This is a genomic window from Microcoleus sp. LEGE 07076 (assembly GCF_015207455.1).
In the GTDB taxonomy this organism is placed as follows: domain Bacteria; phylum Cyanobacteriota; class Cyanobacteriia; order Cyanobacteriales; family Microcoleaceae; genus Microcoleus.
Map to the genome: position 1 here is coordinate 1 of NZ_JADEWV010000127.1, position 18,103 is coordinate 18,103.

An 18,103-nucleotide genomic window follows, 5' to 3' on the forward strand; every position below is an offset into this window, starting at 1 on the left:
GGAAATAGGTTTTCCATCCCAAAGTCGAAAAAGGTTGCGAATAAACATCAAAATTAAAAGATTTATTAAACTCTCGCTCAAACCAACCCAGGGGATAATTGGGGTTTAGTGTCCCAAATTTGTCAATCAGTTCTTCAACACTTAACTGCTGGATTTGTTCTCGGGTTAAATGGGGATAATAAATCTCGATATTTTGAAAAAATCCCCCAATATTGACATCAATCGGATTTCTGACCATTGAAATAACTTTTAAGGGTTTTCCTAACCAATTTTTAAGCACAAAATAGCCATCAACACAATGACCCTTGTGCATATTATTCTGTAAATATTTTTCATCTAAGAAATGAATATCATAGACCTGTTCAGCATACTTTTTTAAAGACATTGAAATAGAAGTTGAACCTACTTTTCCCATTGTATAGACTAAAAATCGCTGCTGATTGGCTGTTTTTTCAATCTTATGATTGTTTGCACTTTGAATCCTCTGTTTATAATTTCTTAGTTTCTGCAAGCATCGGGCTTTTTCATCGTTTAAATTCATTAAATCTGGTCTAAAATTAATACAATTTTCCCAAATCTCTAACGCCGATTCATACTGTCCTTGATTAAATAAATCAATAGCATTTTGTCGCATTCCCCTGAGATATTTTCGACCTGTAAATCTGACTTTATCAATCACTGCTTCAGCCTGAATATTAACTTTAACCTTCGTCGGATGGTGTAGAGGAAAATCAATAGATTGGGTGGGTAAATTTGCAATTTCATCTACTTCCCAAGTTGTATGGGCGGCATCTTCCCCAAACCCAACATTAGAAATTAAATTCTGATTAGGGACTGCACATAAACCTTGATTCACAAAACAAGTAAACGTCCAAGCCCATCCCCAAGAATTAAATCCATTATAAGTTAAATCAAAGATTTCAGCCCAATATTGAGCCGATGGGTAATCTCCTAAATAGTCTTGTAACCATTGACTTTCCCGTACCTGGAGCCATTGTTTCAAACTTCCATCAAAATATTTCCAAGCTCGTTTCCAAGTAGCCCAACCCCAATAAAAGCTATAGGCTGAAAAGTAATAACTAGAATCTGCACAACGGTATCCATGAGTGTTTTCTCCTGTAATTTGAAAAACACGCTCATTATGGCGATATCGCTCTAATAACTCCTGACAAAATTGAAAAAAACTAAGTTGAGGAATACAATCATCTTCTAAAATAATTGCTTCTTCAACTTGGCTGAAAACCCAATCCAACCCGCTAGAAATCCGTTTTTTACACCCTAAATTAATATCAGAGTAATTTTTATATACTTCACACTTCCAGTCAAGTCTGTCGATAATCGCCCGTGTAGCTGCACATTTTTCAATTTCTCCAGGGTGTTCAGGGTTGGGGCCATCAGCAATGACGAATAACTGACAGGGTTGTAATGTTTGAATCACCTCAAAAACCTGCTTTGTTGTCTGAGGTCTTTTAAAGATAATCAAAACGATAGGTGTTGTGAAAGGGGACTGATTCATGGTACGATCGCGACATCAAAAAATATTCAACCATCACTTAATTTAATGGTATGGCTCAGTATATCATCCTTAAAGGAATAGCAGGACTAGGAAATAGACTATCGGCTTTAAGCGCAGCTATTAAATATGCTCAAACCACTAACAGAAAACTAATCGTTGAGTGGAATGATCATTGGTACAGTAGCCATTCCTCCAAAAATGTCTTTTTTGAATTTTTTCAGCTTATCAATATAGATAGTAGTCTTCAGCATACCTATGATATTCCCAATTATATCCAAAAAACTGTTGCTCCTGCAATGTGGTTCAATCATTTAACTGACCCTAGCGATCAAGTTATGCAATTTCCTCTTGTTTGGAAATTAAACGATCAATATTTAGGTCAAAAATGTGTTGTGGAATTAGATCGTTCTTACACAGAAGATATTGTCATTTTTACTTCTTATGGAGGATTAGATACAAAAATTCTGCGTCATCATCTAAAACTTAAACCCGCTGTTCAAAAAATAGTGTGTGAATTTGCAGAAAAATATTTTTCTGAAACTGTAATTGGTGTTCATGTACGTTTTACAGACAAACAACCTAAACAACCTTTAAAGACGGTTTTTCAAAAAATTGATGACCTTTTATCTGTAGAACCTACAGCTAAAATTTTTTTAGCTACTGATAATCCTGATATCATTATTGAATTTAAACTCCGATATGTTAATCATATGCTAGTGAGAAATAAATGGTTCCCCTCTGATCACACACCAATCCATCGCTATCAATCTGGAAGAATTCCTGAAGAAATCCTCCTAGATGCTGTTGTTGAAATGTTTTTACTCAGCCACTGCAAATATTTAATTGCACAAGGTAATTCATCGTTTTCTAGGATATCAACTTGTTATTTTAAATCAGATAGCAATAATATCATGCTTTGGTAATTCACGCTAAAGTTGCTTTTCCTCATTCTAATCCCTGATATAATAAACTCCAAAAGCATTAAACTTCAAGCCTTCCTCTATGAAAATCGACTTCCCCAAACTCTGCCAACAACATAATATCACCCCACGCGGTATTATCTCCATAGGCGCTTACGACGGCAAAACCCTCAAACGCCTCAACCTCCCCAATACCGTTAAAACCTTACTCATCGATGCCAACCCCACTGCTGTTGAACGACTCCAAGCCAACTTTGTCAATAGTCCTAATACTCAAGTCGTTCAAGCTGCCATTGCCAACCACAACGACACCGTGACCCTGCATCTGACTTCCCTAGAGTCTAGCAGTTCCATCCTACCCTGGCAACAGTACAGCAAAATTTACCCCAATATCAAGGAAACTCAACAACTTACCCTCCCTTCGCGCACCCTCGATACTCTCCTTGAAGAACTGGATCTGTCTCCCACTGACTTTAATATTCTGATTCTCGATATCCAAGGTGCTGAACTCCTCGCCTTAGAAGGCGCTACCCAACTCCTCAACACCCTAGATGCCATTTACACCACCGTTCATTATCAAGAACTGTTTAAAGGCGGGGCCTTAGCGGAACAAGTCGATCAGTTCCTCACCGACTACCAATTCCAGCGTGTAGCAGAGGAGACTCCCTACCATCCCGCTTGGGGAGAAGCGTTTTATGTCCGTCAGACTGTTAGAACTGAGGATGGGGTGCTTCCCGTTCAACCCCTATCCCCAACCTCTCAATTGCTTCAGGCAACGCAACAGGAGTTAGAAACTTTACAGTTACAGTACCAAGAAACTTTGGGAACGTTGGAACAAACCCAAGATCAACTGCAACAAAAAGCAGAGAATTTAGCTGAGTTAGAATCTCAACGGGATCAAATATTAGCAGAATTAGAACAATCTCAAAGCCAACAGGAACAACTCCAAACCCAACTTCAACAAACCCAAACCGACCTTAAACAATCTCAAAGCCAACAGGAACAACTCCAAACCCAACTTCAACAAACCCAAACCGACCTTAAACAATCTCAAAGCCAACAGGAACAATTACAAACCCAACTTCAACAAACCCAAAAAGAATCTGATCAGTCTCGTTCAGAACTCCATGAAGTTCGAGAAGAATTGGAACTAACCCAATTCCAACTGGATGAAGTACAAGTTGAGTTAGAACAATATGTTGCTAAGTTTCATCAACAGAAAGAAGAAATCACCAAACTCCAAACGGAACTGGAACAAACTAAAACCCAATTAACTCAAGTTCAACCCCAACCTGAACTCACCGTTAGCACAAAATCTAAATCAGATAATGCAGCGATAGTCAAACTATTGGCAAAAGTTCTAGCAGAAACCCTAGAAGATTAGTGAGGATAGATTATGACAGCTAGCCCTTTATCAATTCTTCCTAATCTTCAACCCACATTAAACCTCACAATTTTTGCAGTTCCTAAACCCTTTCTAGGTCAGATTGGTATTATTCAACGGAATGCCATTCAAAGTTGGTTACACTTGCAACCCCAACCGGAAATTATATTATTGGGAAATGATGAGGGAACAAGAGAAACTGCCAGAGAGTTTGGTTTACGCCACATTCCCCACATCCAACTCAATACTCACGGAACTCCCCTGTTAAATGATATTTTTTGCCAAGCTTCCCAACAAGCGAAATACCCGATATTAACCTATGTTAATTCGGATATTATCTTAACCAGTGACTTCCTGCCAACGGTTCAACAAGTTATCACCCAATACCAGCAATTTTTAATCATAGGAAGACGTTGGAATCTGGATCTCACTGAACCCTTAAACTTTCATCATTCCCATTGGGAACAAAATTTACGCGATCGTGTTCATCAAGCAGGAACTTTCAGTGGCGTTGGAGCCTTAGATTATTTCGTTTTCCCCAAACCTCTATTTTCCCAACTACCAAAATTTGCCGTTGGACGCGCAGGCTGGGATAACTGGATGGTAGGAGAAGCCCTCAAACAGAAGATTCCGGTCATCAATGCCAGTCAATTAATTACCGCGATTCATCAAAACCACGATTACAACCATTTGCCAGGACATCGTTTAGAAGCATTTCAAGGAACCGAAGCACAACAGAATCAAACCTTTCTCCAAGGTCATTTTGCGGGCAATAGTGCCAATGCGACTGTTTACTTAACTCCCTTCTCTCCCAACCACACCCCTAGAGTTAGTGTGATTATCCCCACCATCAATGTAGAGAAGCAAGATTTTGCATCTCTCCCTCTGCGTCAAAGCATTGACAGTGTTTACCAACAAACCCTGACTGACTTTGAAATTATCGTCGTTGATGATAGTTTTACGCAAGAAATGCGATCGCGACTCAAAGCAGACTATCCCTCAATCCGCTACATCCATCAACCCTCTCAAGGGATTGTCGCCGCCTGTAATCGCGGTTTGGACATCGCCCAAGGGGAATTTGTGACTTTTTTGAATACCTCGGAGGTATTTTTGCCCGAAAAACTCGCCCAACAAGTCGCTTGCTTTGAACAGAAAGCAGGTTCTTTAGAAATAGTCCTCAGTGCTTGGCAAACCCCTTCCGGCAGTAGGAGTCAGGCTATTAATATTGCAGCCTTTAATTCCGTTTTACAAGGACGGGAAGGGTTACATGGGGTTCATGCCTGGATGTTACCAACACTGTGGCAATTCATCCGAACTAACACAATTCTATTTCGGCGCAGTTGGTTGCAGCGTTATGGTGGCTTTAACCCCCAACTCTCTCAACAAGCCGCTACCCTTGACCTGCTACTGAATTTATCCTCAAGGGGGGCGGCCGCGGTTTGTTTAGAACAGCCAACAGTTTGCTGTCGAGAACCCCAACCCTATATTCCTGAAACCATCGCTCAAATGGCGCAAGAGTCCGAACAACTTCTGCAAAACTATTTTTCACGCCCCACCGTTAAACCTTGGATGCGTCCCTTGGAGTCCCAGGCCTATACTCAAACATTCCTATGGCTAGTACGCTTGATGTCAGATATCGGCAATGAACAGCAGAAAGCAAAATTCCTAGACCGTTATCATTCTTATCTGAAAAGGAGTTTATCAATCGACACCAATGATTTAGATTCGATATCAAAGTGGAGGTTTGGCTCTGCTAATCTCCAATAGCTTGCTCAAGTTCTAACAACGCTTCTCCTAAATTCCGATAGAACCATAAATGAATCGGTTCGCCCTGCAATTCTATCCCTTTGCGGTAACAATCAATGGCTTCTTTTAAACAGCCTTGACGATGCAATTCTTGTCCCAGCTCCTGATAAATCTCAGGATCATTAGGACTGTTTTTCAATATCTCTTGATAGCGAGAGAGAGGCTCTAAATTAACTCCCTTTTTTTTTTGAATTTACACGACCCATCCCTTCATAAGCCAAATCAAAGTCCGGTTTGAGGGTAATTGCTTTTTGGAAATAAGCTATTGCCTCTTGATAATTTCCTTTCTGTTCTAATGCTTCTCCCCAATGTAAATTAATATCGGGAGAATCTGGATAAATCTCACAAGCGCGGCGATAACAACTAATCGCTTCATCCCACTTTTGAAGCATAGCAAAAGTATGACCTAAAACGTGATAAGCAACGGCCGAACCTGGGTTGAGAATATAAGCTCGACGTAAAGCAACAATAGCATTTTCAATTGCACCTTGTTGTCGGAGGGTTTGCCCTAAGTTTTGATAGGACTCAAAGGAATCAGGATTAAAATCTTGACTGCGACGGTAGGAGGCGATAGCCTCTTCAAATTGGCGTTTTTTGCCTAAAATTTGTTCTAAGCGATTTTCAATGGAACGCGGATTGGCTGGATTTAATTCTAAGGCTTGGCGATAGGCAGCGATCGCTTCTTCCCATTGATAAAATTGTGCTAACGCCTGCCCCAATTCATCATATAACTCAGCCGAACTTGGGTTCAAAGCACAGGCTTGATGATAAGCACTAATTGCTTCTTCCAAATTATGAGTTTGCACCAGTGCTTGAGCTAAACCCCATTGATGCTGACTATAATTAGGATGCAGTTCAACGGCTCGACGATAAACCCTAACCGCTTCTTCCCATTCATTTTGTGCCGCTAAAGCTTTCCCTAACGGGTCATAAGCCTCTGCTAAATTAGGATTAAGTTCACAAGCTCGACCTAATGCTGTTACAGATTCTTTCCATTCCTGCTGGTGCATTAATGCCGTTCCCAAATTATAGTAAGCAGTTGCAGAGTTAGGATTCACCTGACAACTCCGACGCGAGAGACTAATGATTTCCTCCCATTGTTCCTGCTCTTCTAATAATTTTCGTAATTTTTCGTAAGCTTCTATTAAATTAGGATTGAGCTGACAAGCACGACGATAATGTTTGAGTGCTTCATCAGTTTGACCGCACTGTTCTTGAACTTTGGCTAATGATAAATAACATTCTGGCCAATAAGGATTAATCTCTAAGGCTTGATGGTAAGCCGCGATCGCCTCTGGCCCTTGGTTCTGTTGCGCGTGAGCCAGTCCTAAATTATAATAGGTTTCGGCATCCTTGGGTTTAAGCTCTAATGCCTTGTGAAACGAAGAAATGGCTTCTACAATATTGTTTTGCTGGGTGAGAGCCATCCCCAAATTTGTGTAAAATTCATAAAAGTTCGGCTCTAAGGCAATGGCTTGTTGAAAGCAACGGATCGCTTGGCTCAAATGTCCGGCTTGCAGTTCCACAGTACCTAACCTGTCATAGAACCAAGGGGAATGGGCGTTGAGTTCAACAGCTTTCTGATAAGCTGAGATCGCGTCCTCAAAACTTCCCTGTTGACTGAGAGCTTCCCCCAAGTTATAATAACGCCAGGGGGATGATGGGTTTTCTTGTATCTTCTGCTCATAGCTGAGAATTGCCTTTTCCAACTGACTTGTCCGTAACTGTTGATTTGCTGTCTCAAAATGGCTAATACTCATATCACAACTCTCGATTATTTCTAGGATTCAATTATATCATGTCTGGTAGCATTTAGTGTCAACAAGTTATCACAACTTCTTTGAGCAGTTATCTGATTCCATCTGCATTGAACAGCAGTTAAATCTTACCAGCAAGAAGGATGCCAGCCGACACAATAAGATTATATTGGTGATGAACACTTGAGGGAAGCTGCAAACAGTCACTCAACCTTTAGAGATTGATAGGCCAGTCAATACCTGATTGTTCCCGTCCATTTTTCCCCCTTCTCTATCCGTTGTTAATAACTTTATATATGCCATTGCCTTCGGAATTGCCAAAAATTAAAAACAAACTAGAGCGATCGCAGTCGTGGCTACAGCAAATTCAAACCGAGATGGCATCTTGGGAACCGCTAACAACTCTACCACCCTCATCCCCCTTAGCGGAACCCTCTCGTCAGTCGATGTTATTTTACCGAGATTATGGAGGTTTTACAGGTGGGCACTTAAAGGTTTGGGACTATTTTAATCATGTCAAATTTTCCCAGAGTTATGCTCCCTTTATTTATTTCACACCTCAAAGCAGTTGGAAGCCAAACAATCCTTGGTTAAATTCAGATAAAACTTTCCTCTTATCTGACCCCCTAGTAAATCCCGCTGTAATTTTCATGGAAGGATTAGATTGGCATTTCCTTGATGAACACTATAAAAATAATTCACAGATTCCGATTATTAATTTAATTCAGCACGTCAGACACGCCTATCCTGATAATCCTCGTTATTCCTTTCTCAAGTATAAAGCGATTCGGATTTGTGTCAGTCCAGAAATCAAAACTTATTTAGAAGAAACTCATCAAGTCAACGGAGAACTATTCGTTATTCCTTGTGGATTGGATCTGAGTGAACTACCCCAACCTTTAGATTGGGAACAAAAAGATTGTGATATTTTAATTTGCGCGTTGAAAGAACCTATTTTAGGACAACAGTTAAAAAAAGAATTAGAAACAACCGAAAACAAAGTGGAACTTCTCACAGCACAACTTTCCAGGGCAGAATATTTACAAAAGCTAAATAGTGCAAAGATGACGGTATTTCTTCCTAATCAACAAGAAGGGGAGGGGTTTTATCTTCCGGCTTTAGAAGGGATGGCGCTAGGAACACTGGTAATCTGTCCCGACTGTATTGGCAATCGATCTTTTTGCCTGTCATGGTATAATTGTATCCGTCCAGAGTATCGGATAGAAAGTTTATTGAATGCAATCCAACAAGCATTACAATATCCTCGAAGTAAAATTGGGGAAATTTTAACCCAAGCGAAACAAACCGCCCATGAGCATAATCTTCTCAAAGAGCGTCAGGCTTTTTTAGAAATCCTCGATAATATTCGGGAAATTTGGTAATATTGTCTTACCTAAATTCTTTAGGTTTTTGATTTACTGTCATCTAAAAATAGAACTCCATAAACGTTTACCCGCAGAAAACCATTCTAAAATCATGCAAAAATCCAACACCGAACAAACCGTTTTCATTATCACCGGAATGCACCGTTCAGGAACATCCTTAACCGCATCTATTTTGCAGAGTGCCGGTATTCACATTGGTCGAAATTTATTAGGTGCCGATCACGTCAATATTAAAGGGCATTGGGAAAATATTGACTTCTATGAGTTTCACATGAATATTCTTGATTCACAAGGACTCAGTAGTGCGGGCTGGACATTACAAGACAATTTAGAAATTAAGGAAGAATTTATTGATAGAGCTAAACAAATTATAGAAAATAATGCTTTAAGTTCAGTTTGGGGATGGAAAGAACCTCGAACCACTCTCTTTTTAGACTTTTGGGCAAAACTTTTACCAAAAGCCAGGTTTTTATTAATTTATCGCTCTCCTTGGGAAGTGGCGGACTCTCTATATCGGCGAAAAGATGAACTTTTTCAAAGTCAACCAGAATTAGCCATTAAATATTGGCAGCATTACAACCAAAAAATTCTTAATTTTTATAACCAGGAACAAAATCGTTGTCTGCTTGCAAATGTCAAAACGATTATTCAATACCAAGCCGCCTATATTGATACGATAAATCACAAGTTCAACGTTGATTTAAGTCATCCTGCTCCTACAGCTTACGATCCATCGATGTTGAAAACAGAGGTTTCATCCAATAGTCAGCAACCAACTGTAATTGATTATTATTTTCCGGAAACTATTGAACTGTATCAGGAACTAGAAGGCAGAGCATGGCATCCTGAACAAACGCCCGATTTTTCGTGGCAAGAATTATTAAAACCGTCTCTCTATCGAACTTGGGCTTTTCAAGATTGGGCGAATTTGCGTCGATTAGAACAGGATAATAAATCCTTGAAAACTCAATTGCACGCACAAGAACCGGAATTGCAAGAATCTCAGTCTCGTCAAACTGAATTAGAACAGACCAAAGCCCAACTCAAAACAGCAGAAAATCTCCTCGAACAATCTCAATTTCAGTTACATGAAACAGAAAGCGTTTTAGAGAAATCTCAAACTCAGTTACAACAAACCGAGTCCGTTTTACAACAATCTCATGCTCAACTTAATCACACTCGCAAGGAATTAGAACAGACCACAACTCAACTTGGTCAAGCTCAATTTGATGTTATGCGTTATCAATCGCAGTTACATCAAACTCAAGAAGAATTAGAATACTATGAACTGCACCGCCAAGCTTGGGAGGAATCGCAATCTAAACTTTATGAAGCCGAGGTAGCTTTAAGTCAATTGATGAATCAGTTACAGCAAGCAGAAAAACGAGAAGAACGAATTAACATTCAACGGCATCAAACTTTAGAAGAGTTAGAGCAAACCGCAACTCAACTTAAACAAGAGCAAGAGAATTTTAAACTGGTAAATCACAAATTTACACAACTAAAAATAGAGCTAGAAGGAGATATCAAACAAAAAGAAGCACAAATTCATCAATGGCAAACAGAATTCAAACAATCGAAATGTCAACTCCACGAACTACAACAGGAATTAGCTCAAGCTAAGACCTATATTGACCAAATCCAACAACGGCACCAGCTAGAACAAATCGTAGCTGAATCTCCGGGAAAACAAAGCGAAGTGGATTACAATCTGTTAGTTTGGGATGCCTGGAATGCTTACTGTAATGGTCAACTGCCTGTGATGAAGCAGCACCTTCAAAACGCTTTAAAATTAACTCAAACCTCAGCAAGCGAAACAATTATGAATTGGTTAGAAAGTTTTTCTAAATTTTCCGTTGCCCAAGGGTTGGAACTAGATTCGGAAAGTTTAACTAATTCCCTGGAATGGCAACAGTTAATGCGCCAAGTGATGGTGAAAAAAATGACGCAATTGCCTCTGATAAAACATTGACTATAAACCGCATAAACATTGATCCAAAGCAATTGGATAATGAACCTGTAGCCGTGAGTGAAGGGTTTTCCTGAGTTTTAGGTGCTTGCTCATAAAAATAAAACTTCCCGTGGTAGGGACAGGAAAGCCTGCGTGAGGGAGACGCTCACACTACCGCTTCTACCACAAATCCAGGAGAGCCAATCAAACTAAGTTCTGTACTTGAATCAACCAGAATTTTCACTGCTACGGTATGCTGAAATTTCAATAACAATTGGTATTTAGGTTGTCAATTGTAAGATTTTTATCTTCTCATTCTGACAGGATAAAAATTGACTGAATCGACAAACTCGCTTTCAAATATCCGTTCAATTACATAATCTAAACCCGACAAACTCGGATCGAGCGCATCCTTCATTTTTCGATAATCGCGATCGTGAGCGATCACCCCTTTATTAGTATAAGCTATCCACTCACCCCGATATTTTTTTAACTCCGGTCGATGAGCTTTATACCAATCATTAGCTGTAGGATACTCGGGTTCCATAATTAAATCTCTTTTTTGTATTTTAGAAAATCATCTATCGTTGGGTTAAATCTCTTTTTTGTATTTTAGAAAATCATCTATCGTTGGGTTAATGATATCTGCCGGCACAAAATTTTCTCAAACATAATTTACCCCAGTTGCGATCGGGCTTTTGCCCCCATTCTACTACATAGAGTAATTTTTGTTCGATCGCCCTCACTAAACTCAAGCCATCGTTGTCCCAAGCATATCAGGCTTCAGGTTTCTGAGGATGTTCCCACAACACCAGGTATTATGGGATAGCCCCCCAGCCCCTAAGCCATCAAATATACCATAAATATTATCCGAAAAATAAATGAAGCCGATCGCACTCAATAGATCGACCAACACGCGCGATCGGGTAAACTAGAAAGGTCGATCGGGCTCTACCCCTGTACTGAGGAGTCACATCTCAACTCGCAAGACAAGATAATAAATTATGGATCTGTACGCAAAAAGAAGAGAAATAGCTTCTCAATACTTAAAAGGTGAGGGAATTGAGGTGGGCCCGCTGAATGCTCCTCTAGAAGTTCCTGCTGGCGTTAAAGTTCATTACATAGATCGGATGCCAGTAGAAGAATTAAGGAGACACTACCCGGAGCTAGCTGGGGTCAATCTCGCAGAGGTTGATATTATAGATGACGGTGAAACACTTGCAGCCACACCAGATAACTCTTGGGATTTTGTCATTGCCAATCACATGATAGAACACTGTCAAAATCCGATCGGCGCTTTGGAAAACTTTTTGAGAGTTGTCAAACCCGGAGGAATCGTGTACATGGGCGTGCCGGACAAACGCTATATATTCGATCGCGATCGGCCCGTGACCACCCTCGACCACCTAATTCGGGACTACAAAGAAGGGCCGGAATGGTCAAGACTGCCTCATTATGAAGAGTATGTTAGGCTAGTTGACAAATTTCCTGAACCGCAGATATCGTCTCGCGTACAGGCTTTACTTGACATGGATTACAGCATTCACTTCCACGTCTGGACACCAGAGACTTTCTCTGAATTAATTCAATACTTTCAGCAAAATCTATCAGTAGGTTTGGAAGTAGAACTATTTCAAGAAAATTGTGGTGAATTTATTTGTATTTTCCGAAAAATATTGTAATTTAAAAATAAAACTAAGCTTATGGAAATCATTGATTATTATGTCAAATCTGCACCCAACGTACAGAATGCGCTTGATATTTTTCAAGGTGAATGGGCATCTAAGTTGCCAGGGGATTTGTCATTACTAAATGCAGGACAAAGCGGACTGTTTGATGATGCTCGCATCACCTGGGCTGTTGAGCAATTAGGGGGAGTTACAGGTCAAACAATCCTCGAACTCGGGCCTCTGGAAGCGGGACATACCTATATGCTGGAGAAACTGGGAGCAGCATCGATTACGGCAGTTGAGGCCAGCACTCGCGCTTATCTAAAATGCCTAATTGTTAAAGAAGTCATGGGACTTCACAATTCTCACTTTCTTTGTGGCGATTGTGTAGAATATCTGCGGTCAAATCCAGGCAAATTTGATACTTGCTTCGCCAGCGGCATACTGTACCACATGACAAACCCTGCTGAGCTGATCGGCTTGATTGCTCAAGTTTCAGACCGAGTTTTTATATGGACTCACTACTATGACGAGAATATAATCCGCAGCACTCCTTACCTTTCCCCAAGGTTTGCCGAGAAGACTGCTGCTGAGTATCAAGGCTTTAAACATATGCTTTACCGTCAGGAATATGGGGAATACAAAGGTGAAGTAAAAGCTGCTGGTTTCTGCGGCGGCAGCAGTCGATTTAGTAACTGGATGAGCCGTGAAGATATCATGTCATGTTTGACCTATTTTGGGTTAACCGACATTCGCATCAACTTCGATCAGCCTCACACTCCTCACGGGCCGTGCTTTGCTGTAGTAGCGATGAGACGGTGAGTTCTAGATTTGTGCTGGAAGTTCGATCGCTTTTTGATAATAAGCGATCGCTTCACCCTACTCCCCAACAACAGACATAACTTCACTTAACTTGTCATGAGCCTCAGACAAATTTGGGTTTAAATAAACCGCCCTGCGGTAACAGACGATCGCCCGATCCTGCTTTCCTTGCTCTAACAGACTATTACCCAGGTTAAAGTATTCCTCTGCTGTTGTTTTGGGTTCCAAAATCAAAGCTGCATAACAACACTCGACAGCTTCATCTGGCTTGCCAATTTGCGAAAAAACCTTAGCCAAGTTCCGGTAAACACCAGCAAAATTTGGTTGAATCGCGATCGCTTTTTGGTAAGCTGCGATCGCCTCTTGCCACTGTTGCTGCTGTGCGTGAATAGTCCCCAGGTTTGCCAAAGCTTGAGCAAAATCAGGTTGAATTTCCAGAGCGCGAATATACCAATTCCTTGCCTCATCCAGTTTACCCTGAGCTTGCAATACATTGCCCAAAGTCTTGTAAGCCGGAACAAACTTGGGGTTAATCTTTAAGACTTGCTCGCAAACTGCGATCGCATCTTCTAACTTGCCTTGAGCTAAATAAAACTCTGCCAGTTGATTTAACGGAGCCGCAGCACTCTCCATCTCTTGCAGTTGAGTCTGAACTTCAATTAGCTGAGACTTAGTTTGTTCGAGTTCTTCCTGAGTTTTGTGGTATTGAACCCGCCGGATTTCAAGTTCTTCTTTAATTGGTTGGAGTTCTTCTTGAACTTGTTGTATTTGAGTTGTAAATTTCTCAAATCCCCCAGGAATTTGGTGCAACTTTTTATGAGATTCCTCTAATTCCATATGAGATTCCTCTAATTCCATTTGCATCTGGTACAGCTTAGATTGCAAGCCCCACCGTTCCATTAAAATCTGGGCTATTCGAGATTTAGAAACTGCTGTATCAACAGCCTCCCTTAGCCTGGGAACAAAACGCTGAATCGTTAAATCTTCTACTTCATTGCGATCTCTAGCTTCTAGAACAGACAAAGCTTTTTGCCAAGGGAAAAAAGCATCCCCCCGCATAACTTTTTCTTTTATTTCCTGTTTAGACCTAGTATAGTAATGGTTTATCCGCAGTTTTTGCACTGACAGTCTTTCAGATATAGAACCTTCTAAAGGTTCTTTATTTTCTGTGACTGAACAAGCTTCATTATTAATTGGAATGAAAAAGTGCGGACAGTTTGGGCGAAGGATTTGTTCAGGACAGACAATACTTTTTACATACCTATTGACTTCAAAATTGTCTGTGGCTCGTTTAGTGAAATTTTCAATTTGTAAGCCTTCCGGTCTAGTTTCATGACCTGAAGAACCAAAAATTAACGTATTGACTCCCACTGCTGGTACGGAATCAAATTCCTCTAATACTTCTGTTAAGTTTTCCTTGTCTGTAGGAAACAAAAACTCATCTAAATCTAGAAACGCTATCCACTCAGATTCTTGTTTGTATTCTTCCAGGCAATGTTCGTATGCCGAAGCTTGTTGTTTAGGGCTAAATGGCCAGTCGTGCAAAACAACTTCACCAGATTGAACGTAAGGCTGAACAATGTCTAAAGTATTATCTGTGCTGTTGTTATTGTATAGATAAAACCTTTCTACACCAACTATTTTATGAAATTCCAACCACTCTATGAGATATGGAGCCTCATTTTTCATAATTGCACACACGCTCAGTTTGCACTTTTTTCTGAGGTTGAGTTTGGGAGTCGGATAAAAAATTTCTTGCAGTCGAATTAACCCCATTTTCACACGGGTGTCATCGGCAAGTACAGCTTGGAGGGAGAGTTGAGATTCAGGCAGCGTTCCTGTTACTTCCCATTCAGTTGCATAACCGCTATTTTCTGCTAACGGTACTCCCGAAAAAACCGCAGCAACATCTGGGCGGTGCTGATTCACAGGAATTTCTCGAAGCACTTCGCCGTCGCAAATCAACTCAACTTTAACAGCGGGGGATTTTTTACCTATCACCCAACCCCCAATCAAAATATTACTGGGATTTACCTTAGTTCCGATCGCCGGAGCCTCTACATTAAATCCCCACAGCAACTCTGGATCGTCAGGAGACATTAATGCAACCTCCTGAACGTTCAAAATTTTCACCGATTTTTGAAACCCTGTTGCTGGCAACTCATTAGGATTATCCCGCAGCAATGGCTCGCTATTCCAAGGCTCGAACGGAATCATTTTTTGCTTTAGCAAGTTAGGGCGGAAGAAAAACTTGCACCGTTCGTTCAGCATCGCTGCTGCAAACGAGAACGTGCTGTTGGAAATTCCCAAAACATCGCATAGGCTCAAAATGTAAAAATCAGGATAGAAAGGTGCTTCTGGCATTTCTACACCCAAATCTTTGACTGTTATCGGATGGTATTCAGCAAAATCGCCGATAACTGTTTCGACTTCATCGCTAGCAATAAACAAGACGGGTTCGTCGAGAGTTTCCCACAAACCGTCCAGCCATTCCTTGTACCATCCACTCGGAGCAACAGTAAGATACGGCACAACAGTATGAACGCTTCTGTAATCACCGCGTCGCAAATGCAATCCAACCACTGTTTTACCTTGAGAACGCAAGCGGTTGAGAGCTTCTATCACCTTCGCTTCGACTTCTGGCACGGGTTTGAACAAGGATTGAAAATATTGTTTATGTTGGACGTGATATTGAGTTTGAAACTGAAAATAACCGTGAAAATCTACATTTTTAAGCGGTTTCGGTGCATTGAGAATTGCCGACTCTGAAAGTTTGTAAGGCTGCGCTTGCTCTCCAACTAGAGGTAATGGCTGGGAAATAGGGGCATCATTGTGACCGAACAGATACTGACCAATCCAAGCTGGAGTTTCTACCCTGAGATTGTGTTCCCTTGCGTACATTCTCAAAAACGCATACAGAAATACTTGATTTCCCAATCGACCCATATTCTCCATACCAAGTACGGATGAGGTAATCGCTGGTTTCTTCACATAGATTGCATCTCCCCAAGATGGGTGAATTGGTGTTGTGGTTGCTACCCGCTCGAAGCCGTGTTCTTCGAGAAATTTGTCTAACTGGTCAATTAACGCGCAGCCTTCATACAGTTCTTCATAATTAACTTCAGTGTTAATTAACTCAACAGATTTCAACCAATTAGTTGCGCCTTGCAAAGCCAAAAGTTCTGCACCTTGGATATCTATATTTAAGATGTTAAAATCTGAGGGATTCAGTTCCTGTTCTTGCAGTAGAGTATCGAGTGTTTTCGACTGTACTGTTATTTGATGAGTTTCCGTGATGTGGGGATAAACCTCTTGATGGTGCTTCAAGGGCAGAATAGAACTGCTTTGATCGAAGGAAGTAACGTGTAAATCTATAGTGCCATTGCGATCGCTAATCGCGCAATTCACAGCTTGAACGTTCGGACAAGCAGCCATATTAGCTTGCAAGCGTTCAAAAACAACGGGGTTAGCTTCTATGAACAGAATCTTTTCTAGACCCATTGCTTGATAGCTGCTGAGTTCTATTCCTTCATGAGCTCCTATATGGATTACACCACGCGGGGTAATGGAATTTTGTTCGCAAAGTTTTTGGATGTCTAATTTACCATCGGTTGCTTCACCCAAAACATTCTGGCGGAATCGCTCATTGACGGCCAAGAAATTACTGAACTCAAAGTTTTCATCCTCTGGCAAAAATGTGGGTTTGTATTCTAACTTATCTGGGAGGATCTTGAAAATTGCATAGCGGAATTTTTGCAAATACTCAAATGCTTCTTTCAACGTTGTTTTTGAATCGATATAAGTTCCACCATATTCAAATTGCAGATAATCAATTCTGCCTGTTTCTAGAAAATGTTTAGCTCCATAAAGAACGTCTAATTCGCCGCCCTCAACATCGATTTTGATAAAATTAATTCTTTTAATGCCGTGGCGCTGACAGTAATTATCGATAGTTGTAGTCAAAACTGTAATTTCTTTAGGGGGATTCAGCCACCCTTGTTTTTCTACATCTACTCTGCGGTAAAAAGTGCTCAAAAGTGGATTAGCTTCGTAATAATAAAATGTCTTAACTTCTTCTTTTTGCCCTACAGCTAGATTGTTGGAAATTACTTTTTTATCTAGGTTCTGAATCAGGTTTTTATAAACATGAGGAATTGGTTCAAACAGGTGAACTTCTACATCATGCCCTTGGTGCAACACTTCCGCTGTCCAATCCCCAGCATTAGCACCTACATCAAAAACTACATTACCTGCATTAATAAATCTAGCGATAACTTGGCTCTCACCACTACCTTGAAAGGTGCTATTTATTATTTTTTCTGTTTCTTTCTGCTCTTCTGGATGCTTTGGCAAAGCAGTAGCTACCCGGAACTCACCTGTTCGCGAAAACTCTTCCCATGCCTTAGTATTAGCATTCTGACAAAACTGAGCTAGAACCGATTTTGCTCGTTCAGGCACAGAAACTATGGCATCTTCAAAGATAACGGTGTATGTGTTTGTTTTCGCCGATAGTGTAGCAATTATTTCATTAAGGCTAGGCCACTGTTCTATGCGGTGAGGGCTTGGTGGAGGAGACAAAAACAATCGGGCATCATCAATCAGGATAAAATGTTCGCATTCAGAATTATTGATTATTTCTAATTCTTCAAGCAACGGACACTCATCATTTTCTCCAGCAGTGCCACCACCCATCCAATGAGCATCTAACCAAAACAGCGCCGGCTCATTAAGTTGAGGGACAACTAACTTAAGTTGCTCTTTTGTATGACCCCACAAAAATTCTATATTTTTTACATGACTATATATAATAGATGTTGATTCATATATATGCTTAGCAAATTCTATTGTAAATACCTTTTGAAAATGCTGTGATGCCCATACAGACGTATCAC

Annotated in this window: 12 protein-coding genes; 7 read left to right on the plus strand and 5 right to left on the minus strand. The window is 40.6% G+C overall.

Going from position 1 to position 18,103, the window contains the following annotated elements; all coding sequences use genetic code 11:
* The coding region (locus IQ270_RS19695; RefSeq protein ID WP_193974826.1) for a hypothetical protein at positions 1–1,516 on the minus strand (1,516 nt) is incomplete at its 3' end.
* A gap of 50 nt (positions 1,517–1,566) precedes the next feature.
* Here IQ270_RS19695 and IQ270_RS19700 point away from each other — a divergent pair.
* The 3 genes from IQ270_RS19700 (at position 1,567) to IQ270_RS19710 (ending at position 5,587) form a co-directional block, all read left to right on the plus strand.
* Positions 1,567–2,439, plus strand: coding sequence for a nodulation protein NodZ (locus tag IQ270_RS19700; RefSeq protein ID WP_193974827.1), 873 nt, complete (start codon positions 1,567–1,569; stop codon positions 2,437–2,439).
* Between the two features lie 79 nt (positions 2,440–2,518).
* Positions 2,519–3,820 (plus strand): FkbM family methyltransferase, encoded by a 1,302-nt coding sequence (locus tag IQ270_RS19705; protein WP_193974828.1) that lies wholly within the window; start codon positions 2,519–2,521, stop codon positions 3,818–3,820.
* Between the two features lie 12 nt (positions 3,821–3,832).
* Positions 3,833–5,587, plus strand: coding sequence for a glycosyltransferase family 2 protein (locus IQ270_RS19710; RefSeq protein ID WP_193974829.1), 1,755 nt, complete (start codon positions 3,833–3,835; stop codon positions 5,585–5,587).
* On the opposite strand, the gene IQ270_RS19715 is transcribed toward IQ270_RS19710, so the two are convergent.
* Together IQ270_RS19715 and IQ270_RS19720 are read right to left on the minus strand one after the other, a co-directional pair.
* Positions 5,574–5,765: a tetratricopeptide repeat protein gene (locus IQ270_RS19715; protein WP_228056524.1), complete on the minus strand. Its 192-nt coding sequence runs from the start codon at positions 5,763–5,765 to the stop codon at positions 5,574–5,576. The genes IQ270_RS19710 and IQ270_RS19715 overlap by 14 nt on opposite strands.
* A 31-nt stretch (positions 5,766–5,796) precedes the next feature.
* Complete coding sequence (locus IQ270_RS19720; protein ID WP_193974830.1) at positions 5,797–7,386, minus strand: tetratricopeptide repeat protein; 1,590 nt, start codon at positions 7,384–7,386, stop codon at positions 5,797–5,799.
* Between the two features lie 374 nt (positions 7,387–7,760).
* On the opposite strand from IQ270_RS19720, the gene IQ270_RS19725 reads away from it, so the two are divergent.
* A complete protein-coding gene (locus IQ270_RS19725) occupies positions 7,761–8,765 on the plus strand; it encodes a glycosyltransferase (RefSeq protein ID WP_228056525.1) in 1,005 nt (334 codons plus the stop codon).
* A gap of 94 nt (positions 8,766–8,859) precedes the next feature.
* Complete coding sequence (locus tag IQ270_RS19730; protein ID WP_193974832.1) at positions 8,860–10,740, plus strand: sulfotransferase; 1,881 nt, start codon at positions 8,860–8,862, stop codon at positions 10,738–10,740.
* A gap of 283 nt (positions 10,741–11,023) precedes the next feature.
* On the opposite strand, the gene IQ270_RS19735 is transcribed toward IQ270_RS19730, so the two are convergent.
* Positions 11,024–11,266 carry a DUF5678 domain-containing protein gene (locus IQ270_RS19735; RefSeq protein WP_193974834.1) on the minus strand — a complete coding sequence of 81 codons (243 nt, stop codon included), beginning with the start codon at positions 11,264–11,266 and terminating at the stop codon, positions 11,024–11,026.
* Positions 11,267–11,723: 457 nt separating this feature from the next.
* Here IQ270_RS19735 and IQ270_RS19740 point away from each other — a divergent pair, with 457 nt between their 5' ends.
* Together IQ270_RS19740 and IQ270_RS19745 are read left to right on the plus strand one after the other, a co-directional pair.
* The gene (locus IQ270_RS19740; protein WP_193974836.1) at positions 11,724–12,401 is read left to right on the plus strand and encodes a methyltransferase domain-containing protein; all 678 of its coding nucleotides are present in this window, start codon (positions 11,724–11,726) and stop codon (positions 12,399–12,401) included.
* 21 nt (positions 12,402–12,422) lie between these two features.
* Complete coding sequence (locus tag IQ270_RS19745; protein ID WP_193974838.1) at positions 12,423–13,211, plus strand: bifunctional 2-polyprenyl-6-hydroxyphenol methylase/3-demethylubiquinol 3-O-methyltransferase UbiG; 789 nt, start codon at positions 12,423–12,425, stop codon at positions 13,209–13,211.
* Between the two features lie 57 nt (positions 13,212–13,268).
* Here IQ270_RS19745 and IQ270_RS31245 read toward each other — a convergent pair whose 3' ends face one another.
* The gene (locus tag IQ270_RS31245) at positions 13,269–17,987 is read right to left on the minus strand and encodes an FkbM family methyltransferase (RefSeq protein ID WP_228056526.1); all 4,719 of its coding nucleotides are present in this window, start codon (positions 17,985–17,987) and stop codon (positions 13,269–13,271) included.
* Positions 17,988–18,103: the final 116 nt, after the last annotated feature.